Below are 17,200 nucleotides of genomic sequence, written 5' to 3' on the forward strand. Positions count from 1 at the left end.
TTGCCGTGGTACTTTCACCTAGAAATTTTAACTACGTCGATTTTCTTCCTTGTTAAAATTTCATGTCACAAACGTGTAAAGGAAACACGATGAACCTTGGTGAATCGATGTTGACTTATCGTACGGAGGCGAGGGAAGTCCATTTGTTGCTGGGCGCTGGAGCTGGATGTTGCCCCGCTCCCGTTAAAAAAGTTATGCACAAGTCACAAATTTTATAATTTCCTAGACAATAAAAAATCCGATTTTCATCCACCTGGATGAAAACCGGATTCATAATTGGTCTTTCAAAAAACAAGTATTATTTATAAAATGTTTGAAAGATCTTCCATTTCATGACGACGTCCTCTTGTCATAAGCTGGTCAACGACATCTTTCGGATGCGCATGATTAAATAAAATTTCCTCAATACCTGCTGTTATTGGCATTTCAACTTGTTGTTGTTTAGATAATTGGTAAGCGGCATTTGTCGTACGAACACCTTCTACCACCATTCCCATATGCTCTAAAACCTCTTCTAAAGGCTGTCCCTTACCGAGCATATGTCCAGCACGGTAATTTCGACTATGAGGACTTGTACAAGTTACTATAAGGTCTCCTACGCCTGTAAGACCAGCAAATGTGAGAGGTTTTGCTCCCATTGAAGATCCAAGTCTAGCAATTTCAGCCAAGCCTCTTGTGATCAGTGCAGATTTAGCATTATCTCCATAACCCAATCCGTCGGAAATACCAGCACCTAAAGCAATGATATTCTTGAGAGCACCGCCAAGTTCAACACCAATTACATCAGGGTTTGTGTACACACGAAAGTGTTCATTGATAAAGAGGTCTTGAGCCTTTTCTGCTTCAGACATGGTAGCGGAAGATACCGTAACCGTAGTCGGTTGACGTAAGCCTACTTCTTCAGCATGGCTTGGACCACTTAGCACGACTACATCTTCATATAATTTATCGGGCAACTCTTCATCAATCATTTCGGAGACACGCTTTAGAGAATCGGGATCAATTCCTTTCGTAGCATGAATAAGAGTAACCTTATTGGAAAGTGCCTCTTTCAGCTGCTGACATACCTCTCGTATTGCTTTTGTTGGCACCACTAAAACAACGGCCGTAACATCTTTTACTGCCTCAGTGAGGTCTGTATAAGCTGTTATTGAAGATGGAATCGTTGCATCTTTTAAATATCGCTCATTCTTGTTGTTTGTATTTATTTCATCTGCTTGTTCTTTACGATGAGTCCATAAACGAACATCGTGTTGATTATCTGCTAAAACAATGGATAAAGCTGTTCCCCAGCTTCCTGCTCCAAGAACTGCAACACTTGCCATTTGCACATTCCTCCTCTATTTTCTTTGTCTTGCGTATATCTTAATCGGTGTTCCTTCGAATCCAAATGCTTCTCGTATACGGTTTTCAAGGAAACGTTCATAGGAGAAGTGTAGAAGATCTGGATCATTTACAAATACAACAAAGGTTGGTGGTTGTATGGAAACCTGTGTTGCGTAAAAGATTTTCAATTTCTGCCCCTTTAAGGATGGAACTGGTTTGTAAGCTAAAGCATCCATGATTACTTCGTTTAATATATTCGTTTGAACACGTTTTGTATGATTTTCACTTGCTAGAAGAATGCTCGGTAATAGAGTGTGCATACGTTTTTTCGTTTTCGCTGATAGATACACAATTGGAGCATAATCAAGGAACTGGAATTGTTGTCTAACTTTATCTTCGAATTTTTTCATCGTTTTATCGTCAGTTTCAATGGCATCCCATTTGTTCACAACGATTACGACACCTTTTCCTGCTTCATGGGCATAACCAGCAATCTTTTTATCTTGTTCAATAATACCTGTATCAGCATCAAGCACAACCAATACGACATCAGAACGTTCGATTGCTTTCAACGCACGGAGTACGCTATATTTTTCTGTGGTTTCATACACTTTCCCTTTTTTCCGCATACCAGCGGTATCAATAATGACATAATCTCGATCATCTTTTGAGAATGATGTATCAATAGCATCTCGTGTTGTTCCTTCTATTTCACTTACAATGACACGCTCTTCACCTAAAATTGAGTTCACAAGAGAAGACTTTCCAACGTTCGGACGACCTATCAAGCTAAAATGAATGGTATCATCGTCTTCATCAGGCATAACTCGCTCAGGAAAATGCTTAACCACTTCATCAAGCATGTCTCCAAGACCTAGCCCATGCGTACCCGAGATTGGGAACGGCTCACCGAAGCCAAGTGCATAAAACTCATAAATTTTTTCTTGCATTTCTGGATTATCAATTTTGTTTACAGCTAAAACAACAGGCTTGTTTGATTTATACAACAGACGGGCAACTTCCTCATCTGCGCCTGTAATTCCATCACGTCCGTTTACCATAAAGAGGATGACGTCCGCTTCATCAATTGCTACCTCTGCTTGTCCACGCATTTGCACAAGAAGAGGTTCATCACCTAATTCAATTCCACCTGTATCGATTATATTAAAAGTGGTATTTAACCATTCTGCTTCAGAGTAAATACGGTCTCTTGTTACTCCTGGTGTGTCTTCCACAATGGAAATACGCTCACCTACAAGTCTGTTAAAGATTGTTGATTTCCCTACGTTTGGACGACCTACCACTGCAACTACAGATTTTCTCATGAAAGGTTCACCCTTTCTTTTCAATTTCGTTATTCATATTTTTGTTTCTTTTGTTCATTCTACATGAACACTTAACTTTTTTATTTTAGCAAAAGGTTTGATAAGTAACAATGTTTTTCTTATCATACCAAGTTCTGTGATATTTCATGAGCTTTCTTTATCCATACCCAATCAAAGGGAATGTTGAATCTCATTTACGTCTTTATTCCAGCTTTTCGTTTCACAATTTCTGTTATAGTGTTTTCCATCCAAGTTGTAAACTTACCAACTAAACTTGTGATCACAATCAGTACAATGACAACGCTATAGATATCCAAAAAGCCTTTGTCACCTGCAGCATCTTGGAAACCATAATCCATAAGAATGAATGAATAGATGATTTCTCCTACTGAAGCGCCAAGCCCCCAAATAGCCATTCTCAGCCACATAGAATGGCTTATAAACAGCATTAGCAGAAAAGCTAACAATGAGTACACGAGAAGGCGTGGAGCAAATATCCAAACCGGGCTCACCATTTCCCACAATAAGGCTCCAACATACCCTATACAAACCGATAACGCTAAACAAGTGGTTCTGATTTGTTTTGCATGCATGGCTATTACGACTATTGAAATGATCGTAATACATACATTAGCTACATTGATTAGAATAAAACTAATTTTAATCTCAAAAGAGAAGGTAATGATAAGCAGTAACAAACTGATTGAAATCCCTGTACGCTTTTGGGATTTAGGCATAAAGAAATACACTGTAACCCATAAAAGCCAATTGATATAAATAAAATATATGCCGTCCATAATTATTTCCTCCATCTCACTCCTCATTATGGACAAAAGCCGCCATTCTAATCATGTATAAAGCTTCTCAATCTATACACAATAAGGGAAGGTAAGGGAGGTTTTCTAATGGGAAAGGATAGACAAGAAAAACGCTTAAAACAAGAACGTCGTGTTGAAAGCGACCGCGATCCAAAATCACATCCAAAAGGAAGCACGTACATGGATACACCTGAACAAGCTCGTGAAGATCAAAAACGCTAGGACTTTTATTGAATAGCCTTTAATTATTAGAAAAACACGGTTATCGTCAAAAATGGCGAAACCGATGTTTTTCCTTAAACTTTAACCCTCTTCAACAGTTAAATTTTCTCAAAGCACAAAAACGAAGCTCAGAGTGAACACTCTGAGCTTCTTATAATGTAAAGTATATAGACTTACAAACCTGTTGAACGCTGCTCAAGCCATGCTTTTGTACGGCCTGTAAAAATGTGTGGTTTTCCGTCTAACATGTACGTATCTTTTGCACCTAAAACCATCATTGCAATTTTAAATTCATGATGAATGTGGTTGATCTCTTCAACTAACGTTTCGAGATCATCTTTAATTAAGATGCGAAGTAGGTGGCCTGCCATTCCAAAAGCATTAGCACCTAAAACAAAAGCTTTTGCACCGTCTAGGCCGTTACGCATACCTCCTGATGCAACCACATTACATTCAGGATAAACGCTTTTAACCTCTTTAACGGAAATCGCAGTTGGAATCCCCCATTGATTAAAGGATTCAAATGGTTGCTTCCTACGCTTATTCTCCACTTTTGAAAAGTTTGTTCCACCTTTTCCACCCACATCAATATAAGATACACCTATATCCTTCAATTGCCTTGTAGATTCCATCGAAATTCCAAAGCCAACTTCCTTTATAATAACAGGAACATCGACACCCTTGACTATTTCTTCAATTTGTCGGAGTCGTTCAGAAAAATCACGATCTCCCTCAGGCATAATTAGTTCTTGCAAGACATTAAGGTGAATTTGTAAGGCATTAGCCTCTAACATATCTACTGCAATTTTAGCCTGTTCTAGAGTTGCTTCACTACCGATATTTGCAAAAACAATCCCATCCGGGTTCTCACGTCTAACGACTTGATAGGTTTGCCTTTCTTTCTCATCTTTTAATGCAGACATTTGAGAACCTACAGCAAGAGCAATCCCCGTCTCTCGAGCTGCTATTGCTAAGTCCCGATTAATGGCTTCAGTTTTTTCACCACCGCCACCAGTCATGGCATTGACAAAAAGAGGCGAACTTAGAGAAAGTTCGCCTAATTGAGTCTGAAGAGAAATATCATCCCAATGTATATCGGTTAAGCTTTGATGAATGATTTCAACTTCATCAAAGCTATTAACACCCATGTCTTCGCGGTTTAGCGCATGTCTAATGTGCTCTAATTTTCTTCTTGATCGACTCAATAGTATCACCAAATATTATTTTAATTTGTTTAGTTCGTCTCCAATGAAGTCTCCTAGTTGGAAACCAGAATCATCATCTTTTTGGTATTGCTCTACTTCAGCACGAGATTGGTCTTCTTCAAGTTCCTTGATGCTTAGAGAAATACGTTTTTCGTCCTCATTTACATCTAGAACTTTCACTTTCACTTCTTGTCCTTCTTCAAGAACTTCTTGAGGTGTACCGATATGGCGGTTTGCAATTTGAGAAATGTGAACGAGACCTTCAACACCAGGTAGAAGTTCTACGAATGCACCAAAGTTCACTAAACGGCGTACAGTACCATCTAGTACATCACCTGGGCGCACTTTGTCTTCTACTTGATCCCATGGTCCTGGTAACGTATCTTTTAGTGACAGTGAAATACGATCATTGTCACGGTCTACTGAAAGAACCTTCACACGGATTTTTTGGCCCTCTTCAACTACATCAGAAGCCTTATCAACATGCTCATGAGCTAGCTGAGAAATATGCACAAGGCCGTCCATGCCACCAATGTCTACAAACGCACCAAAGTCTGTAAGGCGCTGTACAGTACCTTCAAGAACTTTGCCCTCTTCTAAAGATTGCATTAACGCTTGCTTTCTCGATTCATTCTCATCTTCTACAACAGCGCTGTGAGAAAGAATGACACGATTTTGCTCACGATCAAGTTCGATAACTTTTAGTTTTAGTGTTTGTCCTTTATATTCATTAAAGTCTTCAACATAGTAAGTTTCAACAAGTGAAGCTGGGATGAATCCTCGTAAACCTACATCTACAACTAGACCACCTTTTACGATATCCTTCACTTCAGCTTCAAATACTTCGCCTGTTTCAAGCTTTGACTCAAGGTCTTCCCATGCTGCATCTGCATCAACAGCACGTTTAGATAATACAACTTCATCATCTTCAACCTTTTTCACTTTAAGCGTTAATTCATCGCCCTCAGAGACAACATCTGCTGCCTTTTCTACATGAAGGCTTGAGATCTCGCTGATTGGAATAATTCCATCTACCTTATAACCCACATCAACTAGAACCTGCTTGTCCTCAACTTTAACAACCTTTCCTGTCACAACATCTCCAACAGTTAGGTTTGGCATGTTTTCCATTCCTTGATTCATTTCGTCCATTTAAAATCCTCCTTAGTTCCGCCACCACCAGCCATAATTTTATTCTTTGTTCTAACTTCTAACATTTATGGCTTTTTGTCAAGCAAAAAATCCTATTATCTATTATGATCTAAAAGCTTCTGAATGTCACCCATTATGACATCTGTAACCTCTTGTGAGGAAGCTTTACGCTCTCTTAATTCTGCCATCGGAACAGGCTTTCCATAAACGACTCTAAGAGGTTCTTTGCTTTTATAGGATCCGATAATAGCGCAAGGGATTACAGTCGCTTCAGAACGAAGCGCGAAGAACCCAGCTCCAGCCAACCCTTTCTTGAGTTCACCGGTTTTACTTCGAGTACCCTCAGGAAACAAACCTAAAACGTTCTGATCTTTCAAAACACCTAGTGCTTTTCGAAGCGCCTCTCGATCTTTCATTCCTCTTTTCACTGGAAAAGCATGAATTTTACGAAGCAACCAACCTAATGCTTTCTTCTCAAAAAGCTCTTCTTTCGCCATGAAATAAATGTCTCGAGGGGCTGTAATCCCTACAACAATAGGGTCATAATTCGAAATATGATTCGAACATATTAAAACTGGACCTTGATCAGGAACGTTTTCTTTCCCTTCTACTTTTATTTTATATTTCGGATAAAAGATAGCAGCACAAACATTTTTTGCAAATGTGTATAAACTCATAACCCATTCCCCTTAGTCTTTTTTCGCATCGACCTTACTTAATATTTTACCAGCAACTTCATCTATACTTAAAGAAGTTGTATCAATTTCGATTGCATCATCAGCTTTCAATAAAGGCGATACTTCTCGCTCTGAATCTAATTGATCCCTTTTTCGAATCTCATCTTTAAGTTTTTCTAGATCAGAAGAAAATCCTTTTTCTTGATTTTCTTTATGTCTTCTTTCTGCACGTTCTTCTACGGAAGCTATTAAAAAGATTTTCAACTCGGCATCTGGAATAACGTGTGTGCCGATGTCTCTCCCATCCATTACAACGCCTCTTTTTTTAGCAAGTTGTCTTTGACGGTTTACCATTTCCTCACGCACAGAACCATGCTGAGCTACTATGGATACATTTGATGTGACTTCCTGGTTTCGAATTTCCAAGGATACATCGGCTCCATCTAACTTAACAAGCTGCCCAGCTTCCGTTTGGACCAAGTCTATGATGGTATTTTGAAGTAATTGGTACATGGCTTTTTCATCTTCTAAAGATTGATCTTGTTGTAGGGCTTTATAAGTTAATGCTCGATACATTGCCCCAGTGTCAATATAGACATAAGATAGTTTGCTTGCGACGATTTTGGCCACTGTACTTTTACCGGCAGCTGCTGGTCCATCAATGGCAATTGCAATTGGTTTCTCCATAAAAATCCCTCTTTCACATTGCTAATTATTCTCTTTTTATATATGTAACTCTACAAATTGAGTTTAAAACCCTAAGGATAAAACAAACAAGCAGGATGGTCCTGCTTGTTTGTTCATGTGTACGCACCCGAGTATTCCTCAAAATGATAACACATTTTGAAAGAACTGGTCTATTGTTTCAATGACTTTACCATCTTGAATTTTGTTTACTCCAAAATATTCATAGACAGGATTAATGTATAGTGCCATATCTGTTTTAAGAATCATCCATTGCACAATAATGAGTAACACAGCATGAAAAAATACGAGAACAAGAACCCAGCGTTCAATTCGTTTCATTCCCTAAAACAACCTTTTTAGGGATAGTGTTACCCCGATCTTTTATATCTATTCGATTTACAGAACGCTTCGTCTACGATTAGCAAGCTGACGCTCAAAACAAAAACGGATAATGATTTGACGATCATTTTCGTCAATCTCATCAAATTCAAGCGATAGTTTATCTCTTTCCTTAGCATTCCCCTTCCAGACACGAACAACCCGAGATAAGGTTTGAATATACTGCGTTTCACCTGATGCTAACGGAATCACAAACCATACTTCTATTCGATCTTCCTCTTCAACCTCTAAGTTCGGAGACGAAATGACAGCTGCCCCACCGCCACTTATATCTACTGTAGTACTTGTGAATGATGGTCCAGATCCTGTAGAAGGATGGACAGACACATCTACAGCTGTTTCAACCCTTACATATTGTCTACGCTGAATCCGAAGAATTTGCTCTTTGCCTGGAAAATGCAATGCTAAAACCGGAATGTTTAGTTTCTTTCTTCCTCTTACTTCTGTTTCAAATACATAAACCGATTCGTCTTTCCCCACAAATGTCGCTTTAAATTGGGTTCCTTCAAAGAAAAAACCTGTTTTACCTGTAGTCTGATTCACAGGATAATCTATGTACAAGACATCATCGTGGTACTCAACTAACTTACACCGAAAGACTTCCGGCTCCTCCTGATCGGAATGTTTTAGTTCTAATGTTATAGGCATACCTATCTTTAACAAAATACTCCCTCTCCCCCTGATCAGAATGACCTAACACTTTACACTATATTATGTCAAAGAAAGTAAGAAACACGCAAGCTACTTTATCTATTAATTAAAGTAGTTAAAGAAAACTTGGCGATTGACAAGCCTTTCAAGGACCAGAAAGAGGCTTAGTTTCCCTTATACTCCATTCTTTCAAAATTTTTACTACATCGAATTACTTCTTTGTTAAAGTTTTATGCTTTTTTAACGTGAAAAAAGAAAGGTGTAAAAACACCTTCCTTTTAGGACGTAGCGAAATTCATTTCTGCTTCTTTTAACTTTTCTACCTTTTCTTCCATGCCATCTTCAGCATTAATGAAAATTCTATAAGTACTTCCACCTAAGGTACCAAGGAACTCATAACAAAGTACTTCCTCATTTAAGTCATTTTCGATAATAGCTAAATGACTTTCTTGAATTTTCACACTCGGATTTACTTTTTCCTGAGCTTCTTCTTCACTAAGTGAAGGCTCTGGGATGTCGCGCTTTTGATGATTCTTTAAAAAGTTACGTGCAGAGAGACCTAAAATATCTCCGTTATCTAAGGCAACTTTCACCTGTAAGGAATCAGGATAAATCCTAACCTGATCTTGTACATACAAAAAGCCAAAGACTCCTATGTTTTCGTATTGACTGCTTTGATAAGGTTCCATGCTATCAAATTTATTCTTTTTCAAGAACGATTTAGCTTTCTCTAGGCTTTGATACAAACTGATCGAAGGTTCTTTTAGATTTCTCTCTACTAAAACGTTTATAGGGTGACCACCTTGAACAGATAAATCCATATACCCATTTTTGCCTTTACTTCGGTATGATACAGAATAAGTTGGTATATCTGCACCTTTTCCACTCTTTGTAATATTGACTTTTGCGTCTTTTGGTACTTCAAAGATATCTGTTGCCTTCTCTTTAGCTTGCTTTTCAGAAATGTCTTCTCCTGAAATATTTCTATACTTGTGATTATCTTTGGATGCCCCTGTAAAGGTTGGCCCTAAATCACCTTCTGTGTATCCCTCTACATTTTTCTCGACCGTTTTAAATCCATCAATAATTTTATTATCAGATTTTTCATTTGTCGCTAATGCTAATTGGACGTCCATCCAACGAAGGTTATCATTCAAGACCATATATTGAACCTTGCGGAGTTGTTTTTTTATACTTCCTGATTGTTCATATAATTTCTCTAACAATTTAACTTCATCATCTTTTAAAGGGTTCTTATTTAAATCACGAATCGCCGTTCGATAGCTGAATTCTCCAATATTGGCCAAAAACTCTTCCGTTTTATTAAATGGCATTAAAGCTAATGGTAATTGCCCAACATCATTATGTGCTTCTGATGTAAGTCTCCATATTTCAGCAAGCTGAGGAGAAAGCTGCTTTTGAGAATTCATAGCTAATGTGGTTCCAATCTTATCGTGCAGTAAATTTAATTGGTATGTTAAATCATGAAAGGCACGTTGATAGGAGTTTTCTGCTTGAATTAAAATAGCATTTTTTTCTTGATGCTCTTGATAGCCCCATACAGCTGTTCCTGTTATCCCAACCGTTAACACGGCAATTAACAGCCAACGAATCATTTTGACACATCCTTTCACTTATTTACAGAAGATATGCTTTCCGATTTCTTTTATTTGAGGACGACTCCATATCCAATCAGAGGTCGCAGTGTTCGGGTTAAAATAATAAAGTGCATTTCCAGATGGGTCCCACCCATTCATTGCGTCCATAACAGCTTTTTTAGCCGATTCATCTGGAGTTAACCAAATTTGACCGTCACTTACTGCGGTAAATGCACGCGGTTCAAAAATAACGCCAGATACGCTATTTGGGAATGTTGAGCTCACAACACGGTTAATAATAACCGCAGCAACTGCAACTTTACCGACATATGGCTCTCCACGGGCCTCTCCATGGACAGCGTTTGCCATCAGTTTAATATCATTTTGGGAATAACCAGTAGGAACATTAACCGAGGTAGGTTGCGCTGCTTCTTTTCCTCCTCCACCTTGATTTCCTTGCTGAGTTCCTCCTTGATTGGTTTGTCCATCCCTTGGGGCTCCACCGTAATAGTTCACGTCTTCACCAGCTGCAATTTTCCGCTTCACATATTGCTTATCATAGTTCGTAACACTAATCAATTTTTGCTTGGTTGTGGGCCCTGCTAATCCATCTACAGTTAAACCGAAATCCTTTTGGAAGTTTCGTAACGCCCAATAGGTCCCCCATCCAAATACACCGTCAATATTCCCTTCATAAAATCCGATATATTGGAGTCTAGATTGGAGTTCAATAACATCATCACCTGTTGCGCCTTTTTGTAAAATACGCTGACTAAATGCATGAGATTCATTGTCTCCGCTAGATGTAATCGAGATCGCTAGCAAAGCCACAATCATGATCATAGATACACGTTTTATTAATATCATCCTGCCGCTCCTCCTGCAATTTGAGAATCAGTATTGTCCACAATAGTTTCTGATACTCACGTAGATTTATACATAAAAAAGAAAGCTTAGCAGTTGAGATATAGATAGAAAGATTATTCAGTTAAATGGCAGTTATGTTGAAGACTTGAAACTGAGAGGAGTCCGTTGCATTTATGCAGTGCTGGGGGCTATGTTCTCGTGGGAAGGAATAGTATTCCCTTGGGTAGGCGATGGATTCGCTCGGGTAAGCGACGGAATCGCTCGGGTAAGCGACGGATTCGCTCGGGTAAGCGACGGAATCCCTCGGGTAGGCGATGGATTCGCTCGGGTAAGCGACAGATTCTCTCGGGTAAGCGACGGATTCGCTCAGACGACGGAATCGCTCGGGTAAGCGACGGAATCCCTCGGGTAGGCGACGGAATCCCTCGGGTAGGCGACAGAATCCCTCGGGTAGACGCCGAATTCCCTCGCCCCCCTGCACTACCGCCTCGCACTTTATCTCGAAACCAAGTCTTCAACAATAGGGGGCTTTAATGTATAAAAATCCAAACAAAAAAGCCTACAATTAAGCAGGCTTTACGCATTCCATTTTTTCTTTTCTATCGGAACTACTTTTATACGATACTCATTTGCTATTTTCACCTTACGAAGGGCAAGTAACCATAATAAAATCATAAATGGAGTTAAAATATAAATCCAATACGTGCTCCACATTTCTAAAATCAAGTCATAAAATCCGTGCAAAATTATAGGAAGAAACAACGATACTACGAGTAGTTTAGACTTTTTCGACTGAATATTTGAAGTTTTGGCCTTACCCATATAATACCCCATAAGAACTCCAAATAACGCATGAGAAGAAACGGGGAATAATGCTCTTCCCATGGCAACTTCAATACCATTTGCAAACAAATACAGAATATTCTCTACCGTTGCAAACCCTAAACTAATCGAAACACCATATAATATACCATCATAATGACCATTAAACGATGTATGTTTATAAACGACATATAAAAATATAAACCATTTAAAGAATTCTTCCAAAGAGCCCGAGAGGAGGAAAGATTGACTCCATGCTGCTTGAGCAACACCTTCAGTCTCAAATGCATATTGGATGAACATAATCGGAAACACCAGAAGGGCTCCCATTATAAATGTACGTATAATCATTGAAATAGGATCATGGTCGAAACGGTCTTTTAAGTAAAAGAATGACATTAACGACAGACCTGGTGCAATAGCCGCTGATAACAATGTAAACACAACCGTTCCTCCCCCCTTCCAATTCTATCCCATTCATCGTATCATGAACGTAGTAGAAAGAAAATATTGAAAGAAAACTGTAGGTGATGGTAATGAAAAAAATTCTAATTATACATACTGGCGGTACGATCTCCATGAAGGAAAACAAACAAACAGGAGAAGTTGCTCCAGAAGGAGAGCATCCACTTCTAGAAGTGTTACCTTCTTTATCTGGGATAGCAGATATACAAGATGAAGTTTTATTCCATATTCCGTCTCCACATATGACTCCTAACCATATGCTTACGCTAGGAAAAAGAATTCATGAACGCCTTGCTAATGAAGATATTGACGGAATTGTGGTGACCCATGGAACAGATACACTTGAAGAGACTGCTTTTTTTCTCGACATTTACTTACAAACACGTAAACCCGTTATTGTAACGGGTGCAATGAGGTCAATTAATGAAGTTGGTTCTGATGGACTATATAACCTTATGACTTCAGTCAGAGTAGCATGCTCTGAAGAAGCCCAGGATAAAGGGGTTTTAGTTGTTATGAATGATGAGATTCACACAGCTAAAAACGTTACAAAAACTTCAACAAGTAACATTGCTACATTTCAAAGCCCACAATATGGTCCTATTGGAATTATTACAAAGCGAAATATCTTATTCCACCATTCATTAACGAGAAGAGAATCCTATCCAGTACAACATTTAAACAAACATGTTGGCCTTGTTAAAACCTATGCTGGTATGGAAGGCTCTATTTTCGAAGCCTTTGAGAACGCTGGTATAGATGGCCTGGTAATAGAAGCACTTGGGCAAGGAAATGTTCCACCAACGATTGTAGAACCCTTAAAACAACTATTAGATCAAGGAGTACCTATAGTTCTTGTCTCCCGTTGCTACCAAGGCATCGTACAAGATGTTTATAGCTATGAAGGTGGGGGTAGCTCATTAAAAGACATGGGCGTTATTTTCTCAAACGGCTTAACTGGTCCGAAGGCGAGAATTAAACTACTGATTGCGTTAGAAATGACAGATAATCATAATGAACTGATGGCGATGTTTGCTTAAGAAAGGCGCAAGTGCCCGTTTAGCAACGAAGGGACTGGACTGAGCCCGTAGTACGATTAACCAAACTTGCTGATTGGCAAGCCGATAGGCGCAGACAGAAGCTTAGTTGCCGTGGTACTTTAACCTAGAAATTTTAACTCCGTCGATTTACTTCTTTGCTAAAATTTCATGTCATCAAATGTGTAAAGGAAACACGATGAGCCTTAGCGAATCGATGTTGACTTATCGTACGGAGAAAGTAATAAGGAAGATCGGTTAAGTTCGTCACGTCATGTGACAACACCGATCTGACCTACATCCTGTAGGCCCAAGTTCGTCACGTCATGTGACAACACCGATCTGACCTACATCCTGTAGGCCCAAGTTCGTCACGTCCTGTGACAACACCGATCTGACCCACGTCGTGTGGGCCCAAGTCCATTCGTTGCTGGGCGCTGGAGCTAGACATCGTAGAGCTACCAACTTATACTTTCCTTACTCCTTAACAATAAAAGTTCCGCTATCCTATCCTTCAAGGTTAGGTAGCGGAACTTTTTTATTCTTTTCCTGTTATATCTTTCGCGATATGTTCACCATGGTGACGCCCATTTTCAATAAAAATCTCATTATTGTTATAACCAGCTGCAATAACACCTGAAATGTAAATTCCAGGTACGTTGGTTTCCATCGTATCTTCATTAAAGGTTGGTCTTCCAGTTTCTTCATCAATGGTTACACCCATTTTTTGTAGAAATCCGTGATCAGGACGGTAACCTGTCATAGCAAAAACGAAATCATTTTCGATGACTTTTTCTTTACCTCCAACTTGATAGTAAATGTGATCTGTATCGATTTTAGTAACATTCGCATTAAATTCCATAGACACGACATCTTTATCTACTAGTGCAGTAAACTCAGGTAAGATCCATGGCTTAACACTTTTCGAATAATCGGATCCTCTATACAAGACCGTTACATTTGCTTCTGCTTTCACTAGCTCTAGCGCTGCATCTACAGCAGAGTTTTTACCACCAATTATCGCTACATTTTTCCCAAAGTATGGGTGAGCTTCTTTGAAGTAGTGACTCACTTTATCTAGGTTTTCCCCTTCTATCCCCATGTAGTTCGGTTGGTCGTAATAGCCTGTAGCAATGACTACTTGATTGGCTTTGTAAAATGTCTGTTCACCAGATTGCTTTTCAGTACAAACTTCAAAGCCTTCCCCTGTATTATGAACCTTCATCACACGTTCATATGTGTTCACACGTAGTTCTTTTCTTCTAGAAACAGAACGATAATATGCTAAAGCTTGATTACGTACTGGTTTTTTATGTTCTGTAATGAAGGGTACCTTACCAATTTCAAGTTTCTCACTTGAACTAAAAAATGTTTGGTGTGTTGGATAATGATAAATAGAGTTTACAACATTCCCTTTTTCAATAAGGAGTGGGTTAATCCCTCTCTCCTGTAGTTCGATTGCTGTAGACATTCCACATGGCCCAGCTCCTATGATGATTACTTCTTCGGTTTGCACAAAAGTTCACTCCTCTATAGTTAACAAGCATTAAATTCCAATAAAATAAAAAAACATCTCCCACCAATATAATGATAGGAGATGCTCTAAAAAGATTCAACCTAAATCCATCCACGGAAACGTGCCGCTTCAGCCATTTTTCTTACACCGACCATATAAGCAGCCAAACGCATATCAATACGTCTCGTATCTGCTGTGTTATAAACCGTATTAAATCCTTTTACCATAACCTTATGAAGCTTCTCTTCTACTTCTTCCTCGCTCCAGTAATAACCCTGGTTATTCTGAACCCATTCGAAATACGAAACGGTTACGCCACCAGCTGAAGCTAAAACATCCGGAACAAGTAAGATATCACGTTCAGAGAGAATGCGTGTCCCTTCCATAGTAGTAGGGCCGTTTGCCGCTTCAACTACGATAGAAGCCTTTATATTATGAGCATTGTCTTCTGTAATCTGGTTCTCAATTGCGGCCGGAACTAGAATATCACAATCTAATTCAAGCAATTCTTCATTTGTAATCGTGTTTTTAAATAAGTTGGTCACAGTACCAAAACTATCTCTACGATCAAGTAAATATTCAACATCTAAACCTTCTGGATCATGTAATGCACCTTGCGCATCCGAAATACCAATAACTTTCGCTCCTGCATCATACATAAACTTAGCTAAGAAACTTCCTGCATTACCAAACCCTTGAATGACAACGCGAGCTCCTTCAATGTTAATACCTTTTTTCTTTGCTGCTTCATCTATGCAAATGGTAACCCCTTTTGCTGTAGCAGATTCTCTACCGTGAGAACCTCCTAAAACAAGTGGTTTTCCTGTAATAAATCCTGGATTATTAAATTCATCAATTCGGCTATACTCATCCATCATCCAAGCCATAATTTGAGAATTCGTGAACACGTCAGGAGCTGGTATGTCTTTGTTTGGTCCAACAATTTGGCTAATAGCACGAACATAGCCTCGGCTCAAACCTTCTAGCTCTCGGAATGACATCTCACGTGGATCACATAGGATACCACCTTTACCCCCACCATAAGGTAAGTCGACAATTCCAGCTTTAAGACTCATCCAAATTGAGAGAGCTTTTACCTCTTTTTCAGTTACATTGGGGTGAAAGCGTACACCACCCTTTGTTGGTCCAACTGCGTCATTATGTTGAGCACGGTAGCCCGTGAAAATCTTTATAGAGCCATCGTCCATTCGTACAGGAATTCTAACTGTCATCATTCGAACAGGTTCTTTTAATAAATCAAATACCTCTTTCGGATACCCAAGCTTATCAAGGGCATTACTTACAACGGTTTGTGTAGACTTTAATACATCTAGTTTGTCATTATTTTCGTTTCCAGAGTCTGCTGCTTTATCGGCTACCAATGAACTAACCTCCCATGAAAATTCAGTTCAATCTAAGTCCATTCCCTTTTCTTTCAGAGAATAGTATACATGTTCTAATTGATTATGCAAACAAGAAAAAGAAGATTTTCATGTAACTGTATCCAATAAACATGTAAGCGATTTCATTATAAGTTCCTTTTCGTAAACTTTCAATAACCTTTTTCAACTATTAATATGTGCTATTACTATATTCTTCATTATCCTAACATGTTCAATTGAAATATTGTACTCAAAACATCCTTTATTGAAGAATTTTTTCGTGAAAATTTCGGCTGATATGTATAAGTTCCGCTATTTGAGACGACTTTAAACCCTTTTTCAAAAAAAGATCGACCACTACTTCGATCGATCTCATTTAATAAAAATATTTAATTATTTGTTGAATGGCTAACTCTTTAAAAATTGGCTTTCCATATTCCAACAATCGATGTTTCGTTATTGTACTGGGTGATGCAAACTCGGACATAATCGCAATGATATGTTCACGATTTTGTTCTTTCAGGTCCTCCTCATCTAACCGCATGTAATAATAGTCATCAAAATGGTGGACTTCTCCTCCATCTAAACCTAAATGATGTAAATGCTGACTTACTTGTATAATATCCTCAAAAGTACCAAAAGCAAAAATCATTTCTTTACTTTCATCCAATGTTACTTTCATTTCAATGTAATCATCATCAAAGTCATCATCTAATTGATCATTTTGGGTAACGACTATTAACATGCCCTGAGCTTGTAGCAAATGAACCTGAACAGACAACATCCCAAAAAGCTCAATTCCTAATTCATCTGTAGCTTCGTACATCATATCGTGAAATAACTGGTGTACTCGAGGTAAGTCATACCATAAATCATCCCGAGTTATTCCACGCTCTACAAGATCATCAAACGTGAGAAAAATCTTGAATTTATTGTGAGAAAGCTTCTCAAGACGCATTCATTCATCCCCCCTGAATGCATTTCAATTTCTTATCTTAGTATATGTTTATTTTGGCAAAATGGTGCTGTTTAATAAAGTATATGATGGAAA

General features: G+C 38.7%; 18 protein-coding genes. 3 read left to right on the forward strand and 15 right to left on the reverse strand.

All coding sequences use genetic code 11. The features are described from left to right. Positions 1-302: 302 nt before the first annotated feature. From H514_RS0109670 to H514_RS0109680, 3 genes are all read right to left on the reverse strand, one after another. Positions 303-1,325: an NAD(P)H-dependent glycerol-3-phosphate dehydrogenase gene (locus H514_RS0109670; protein WP_027446786.1), complete on the reverse strand. Its 1,023-nt coding sequence runs from the start codon at positions 1,323-1,325 to the stop codon at positions 303-305. A 15-nt stretch (positions 1,326-1,340) separates the two neighbouring features. Next, positions 1,341-2,651 (reverse strand): ribosome biogenesis GTPase Der, encoded by a 1,311-nt coding sequence (gene der, locus H514_RS0109675; RefSeq protein WP_027446787.1) that lies wholly within the window; start codon positions 2,649-2,651, stop codon positions 1,341-1,343. Positions 2,652-2,845: 194 nt separating this feature from the next. Continuing rightward, positions 2,846-3,448, reverse strand: coding sequence for a YphA family membrane protein (locus H514_RS0109680; protein ID WP_027446788.1), 603 nt, complete (start codon positions 3,446-3,448; stop codon positions 2,846-2,848). 108 nt (positions 3,449-3,556) lie between these two features. On the opposite strand from H514_RS0109680, the gene H514_RS24310 reads away from it, so the two are divergent. Then, positions 3,557-3,691 (forward strand): YpzI family protein, encoded by a 135-nt coding sequence (locus H514_RS24310; RefSeq protein WP_081672986.1) that lies wholly within the window; start codon positions 3,557-3,559, stop codon positions 3,689-3,691. Between the two features lie 173 nt (positions 3,692-3,864). On the opposite strand, the gene fni is transcribed toward H514_RS24310, so the two are convergent. The 8 genes from fni to sleB all read right to left on the reverse strand — a co-directional run bounded on the left by fni (position 3,865) and on the right by sleB (position 10,927). Next, on the reverse strand, positions 3,865-4,896 hold the full coding sequence (fni, locus tag H514_RS0109690) for a type 2 isopentenyl-diphosphate Delta-isomerase (protein ID WP_027446789.1): 1,032 nt from the start codon (positions 4,894-4,896) through the stop codon (positions 3,865-3,867). A gap of 15 nt (positions 4,897-4,911) precedes the next feature. Further along, positions 4,912-6,048, reverse strand: coding sequence for a 30S ribosomal protein S1 (gene rpsA / locus H514_RS0109695; RefSeq protein WP_036842915.1), 1,137 nt, complete (start codon positions 6,046-6,048; stop codon positions 4,912-4,914). 95 nt (positions 6,049-6,143) lie between these two features. Further along, positions 6,144-6,725, reverse strand: a complete 582-nt coding sequence (locus H514_RS0109700) for a lysophospholipid acyltransferase family protein (RefSeq protein ID WP_027446791.1) — start codon at positions 6,723-6,725, stop codon at positions 6,144-6,146. Positions 6,726-6,737: 12 nt separating this feature from the next. After that, positions 6,738-7,412 carry a (d)CMP kinase gene (gene cmk, locus H514_RS0109705; RefSeq protein WP_027446792.1) on the reverse strand — a complete coding sequence of 225 codons (675 nt, stop codon included), beginning with the start codon at positions 7,410-7,412 and terminating at the stop codon, positions 6,738-6,740. A 138-nt stretch (positions 7,413-7,550) separates the two neighbouring features. Beyond that, positions 7,551-7,751: a DUF5359 family protein gene (locus H514_RS0109710; protein ID WP_027446793.1), complete on the reverse strand. Its 201-nt coding sequence runs from the start codon at positions 7,749-7,751 to the stop codon at positions 7,551-7,553. Between the two features lie 57 nt (positions 7,752-7,808). After that, a complete protein-coding gene (locus H514_RS0109715) occupies positions 7,809-8,474 on the reverse strand; it encodes a flagellar brake protein (RefSeq protein WP_027446794.1) in 666 nt (221 codons plus the stop codon). A gap of 266 nt (positions 8,475-8,740) precedes the next feature. Further along, positions 8,741-10,078: a germination protein YpeB gene (ypeB, locus tag H514_RS0109720; RefSeq protein WP_027446795.1), complete on the reverse strand. Its 1,338-nt coding sequence runs from the start codon at positions 10,076-10,078 to the stop codon at positions 8,741-8,743. 18 nt (positions 10,079-10,096) lie between these two features. Further along, positions 10,097-10,927, reverse strand: coding sequence for a spore cortex-lytic enzyme (sleB, locus tag H514_RS0109725; RefSeq protein WP_027446796.1), 831 nt, complete (start codon positions 10,925-10,927; stop codon positions 10,097-10,099). 190 nt (positions 10,928-11,117) lie between these two features. Here sleB and H514_RS0109730 point away from each other — a divergent pair, with 190 nt between their 5' ends. Further along, the gene (locus H514_RS0109730) at positions 11,118-11,318 is read left to right on the forward strand and encodes a hypothetical protein (protein WP_027446797.1); all 201 of its coding nucleotides are present in this window, start codon (positions 11,118-11,120) and stop codon (positions 11,316-11,318) included. A gap of 185 nt (positions 11,319-11,503) precedes the next feature. Here H514_RS0109730 and prsW read toward each other — a convergent pair whose 3' ends face one another. Continuing rightward, complete coding sequence (gene prsW, locus H514_RS0109735) at positions 11,504-12,193, reverse strand: glutamic-type intramembrane protease PrsW (RefSeq protein WP_027446798.1); 690 nt, start codon at positions 12,191-12,193, stop codon at positions 11,504-11,506. 92 nt (positions 12,194-12,285) lie between these two features. Between prsW and H514_RS0109740 the strand changes: the two genes are divergently transcribed. Further along, complete coding sequence (locus H514_RS0109740; protein ID WP_027446799.1) at positions 12,286-13,254, forward strand: asparaginase; 969 nt, start codon at positions 12,286-12,288, stop codon at positions 13,252-13,254. Between the two features lie 535 nt (positions 13,255-13,789). Here H514_RS0109740 and H514_RS0109745 read toward each other — a convergent pair. The 3 genes from H514_RS0109745 to H514_RS0109755 form a co-directional block, all read right to left on the reverse strand. Further along, positions 13,790-14,767: a YpdA family putative bacillithiol disulfide reductase gene (locus H514_RS0109745; RefSeq protein ID WP_027446800.1), complete on the reverse strand. Its 978-nt coding sequence runs from the start codon at positions 14,765-14,767 to the stop codon at positions 13,790-13,792. A 101-nt stretch (positions 14,768-14,868) separates the two neighbouring features. After that, positions 14,869-16,149 (reverse strand): Glu/Leu/Phe/Val family dehydrogenase, encoded by a 1,281-nt coding sequence (locus H514_RS0109750; protein WP_027446801.1) that lies wholly within the window; start codon positions 16,147-16,149, stop codon positions 14,869-14,871. Positions 16,150-16,525: 376 nt separating this feature from the next. Then, positions 16,526-17,107, reverse strand: coding sequence for a genetic competence negative regulator (locus H514_RS0109755; RefSeq protein WP_027446802.1), 582 nt, complete (start codon positions 17,105-17,107; stop codon positions 16,526-16,528). Positions 17,108-17,200 lie beyond the last annotated feature (93 nt).

Source organism: Pontibacillus marinus BH030004 = DSM 16465 (assembly GCF_000425225.1).
Taxonomy (GTDB): Bacteria; Bacillota; Bacilli; order Bacillales; family BH030062; genus Pontibacillus; species Pontibacillus marinus.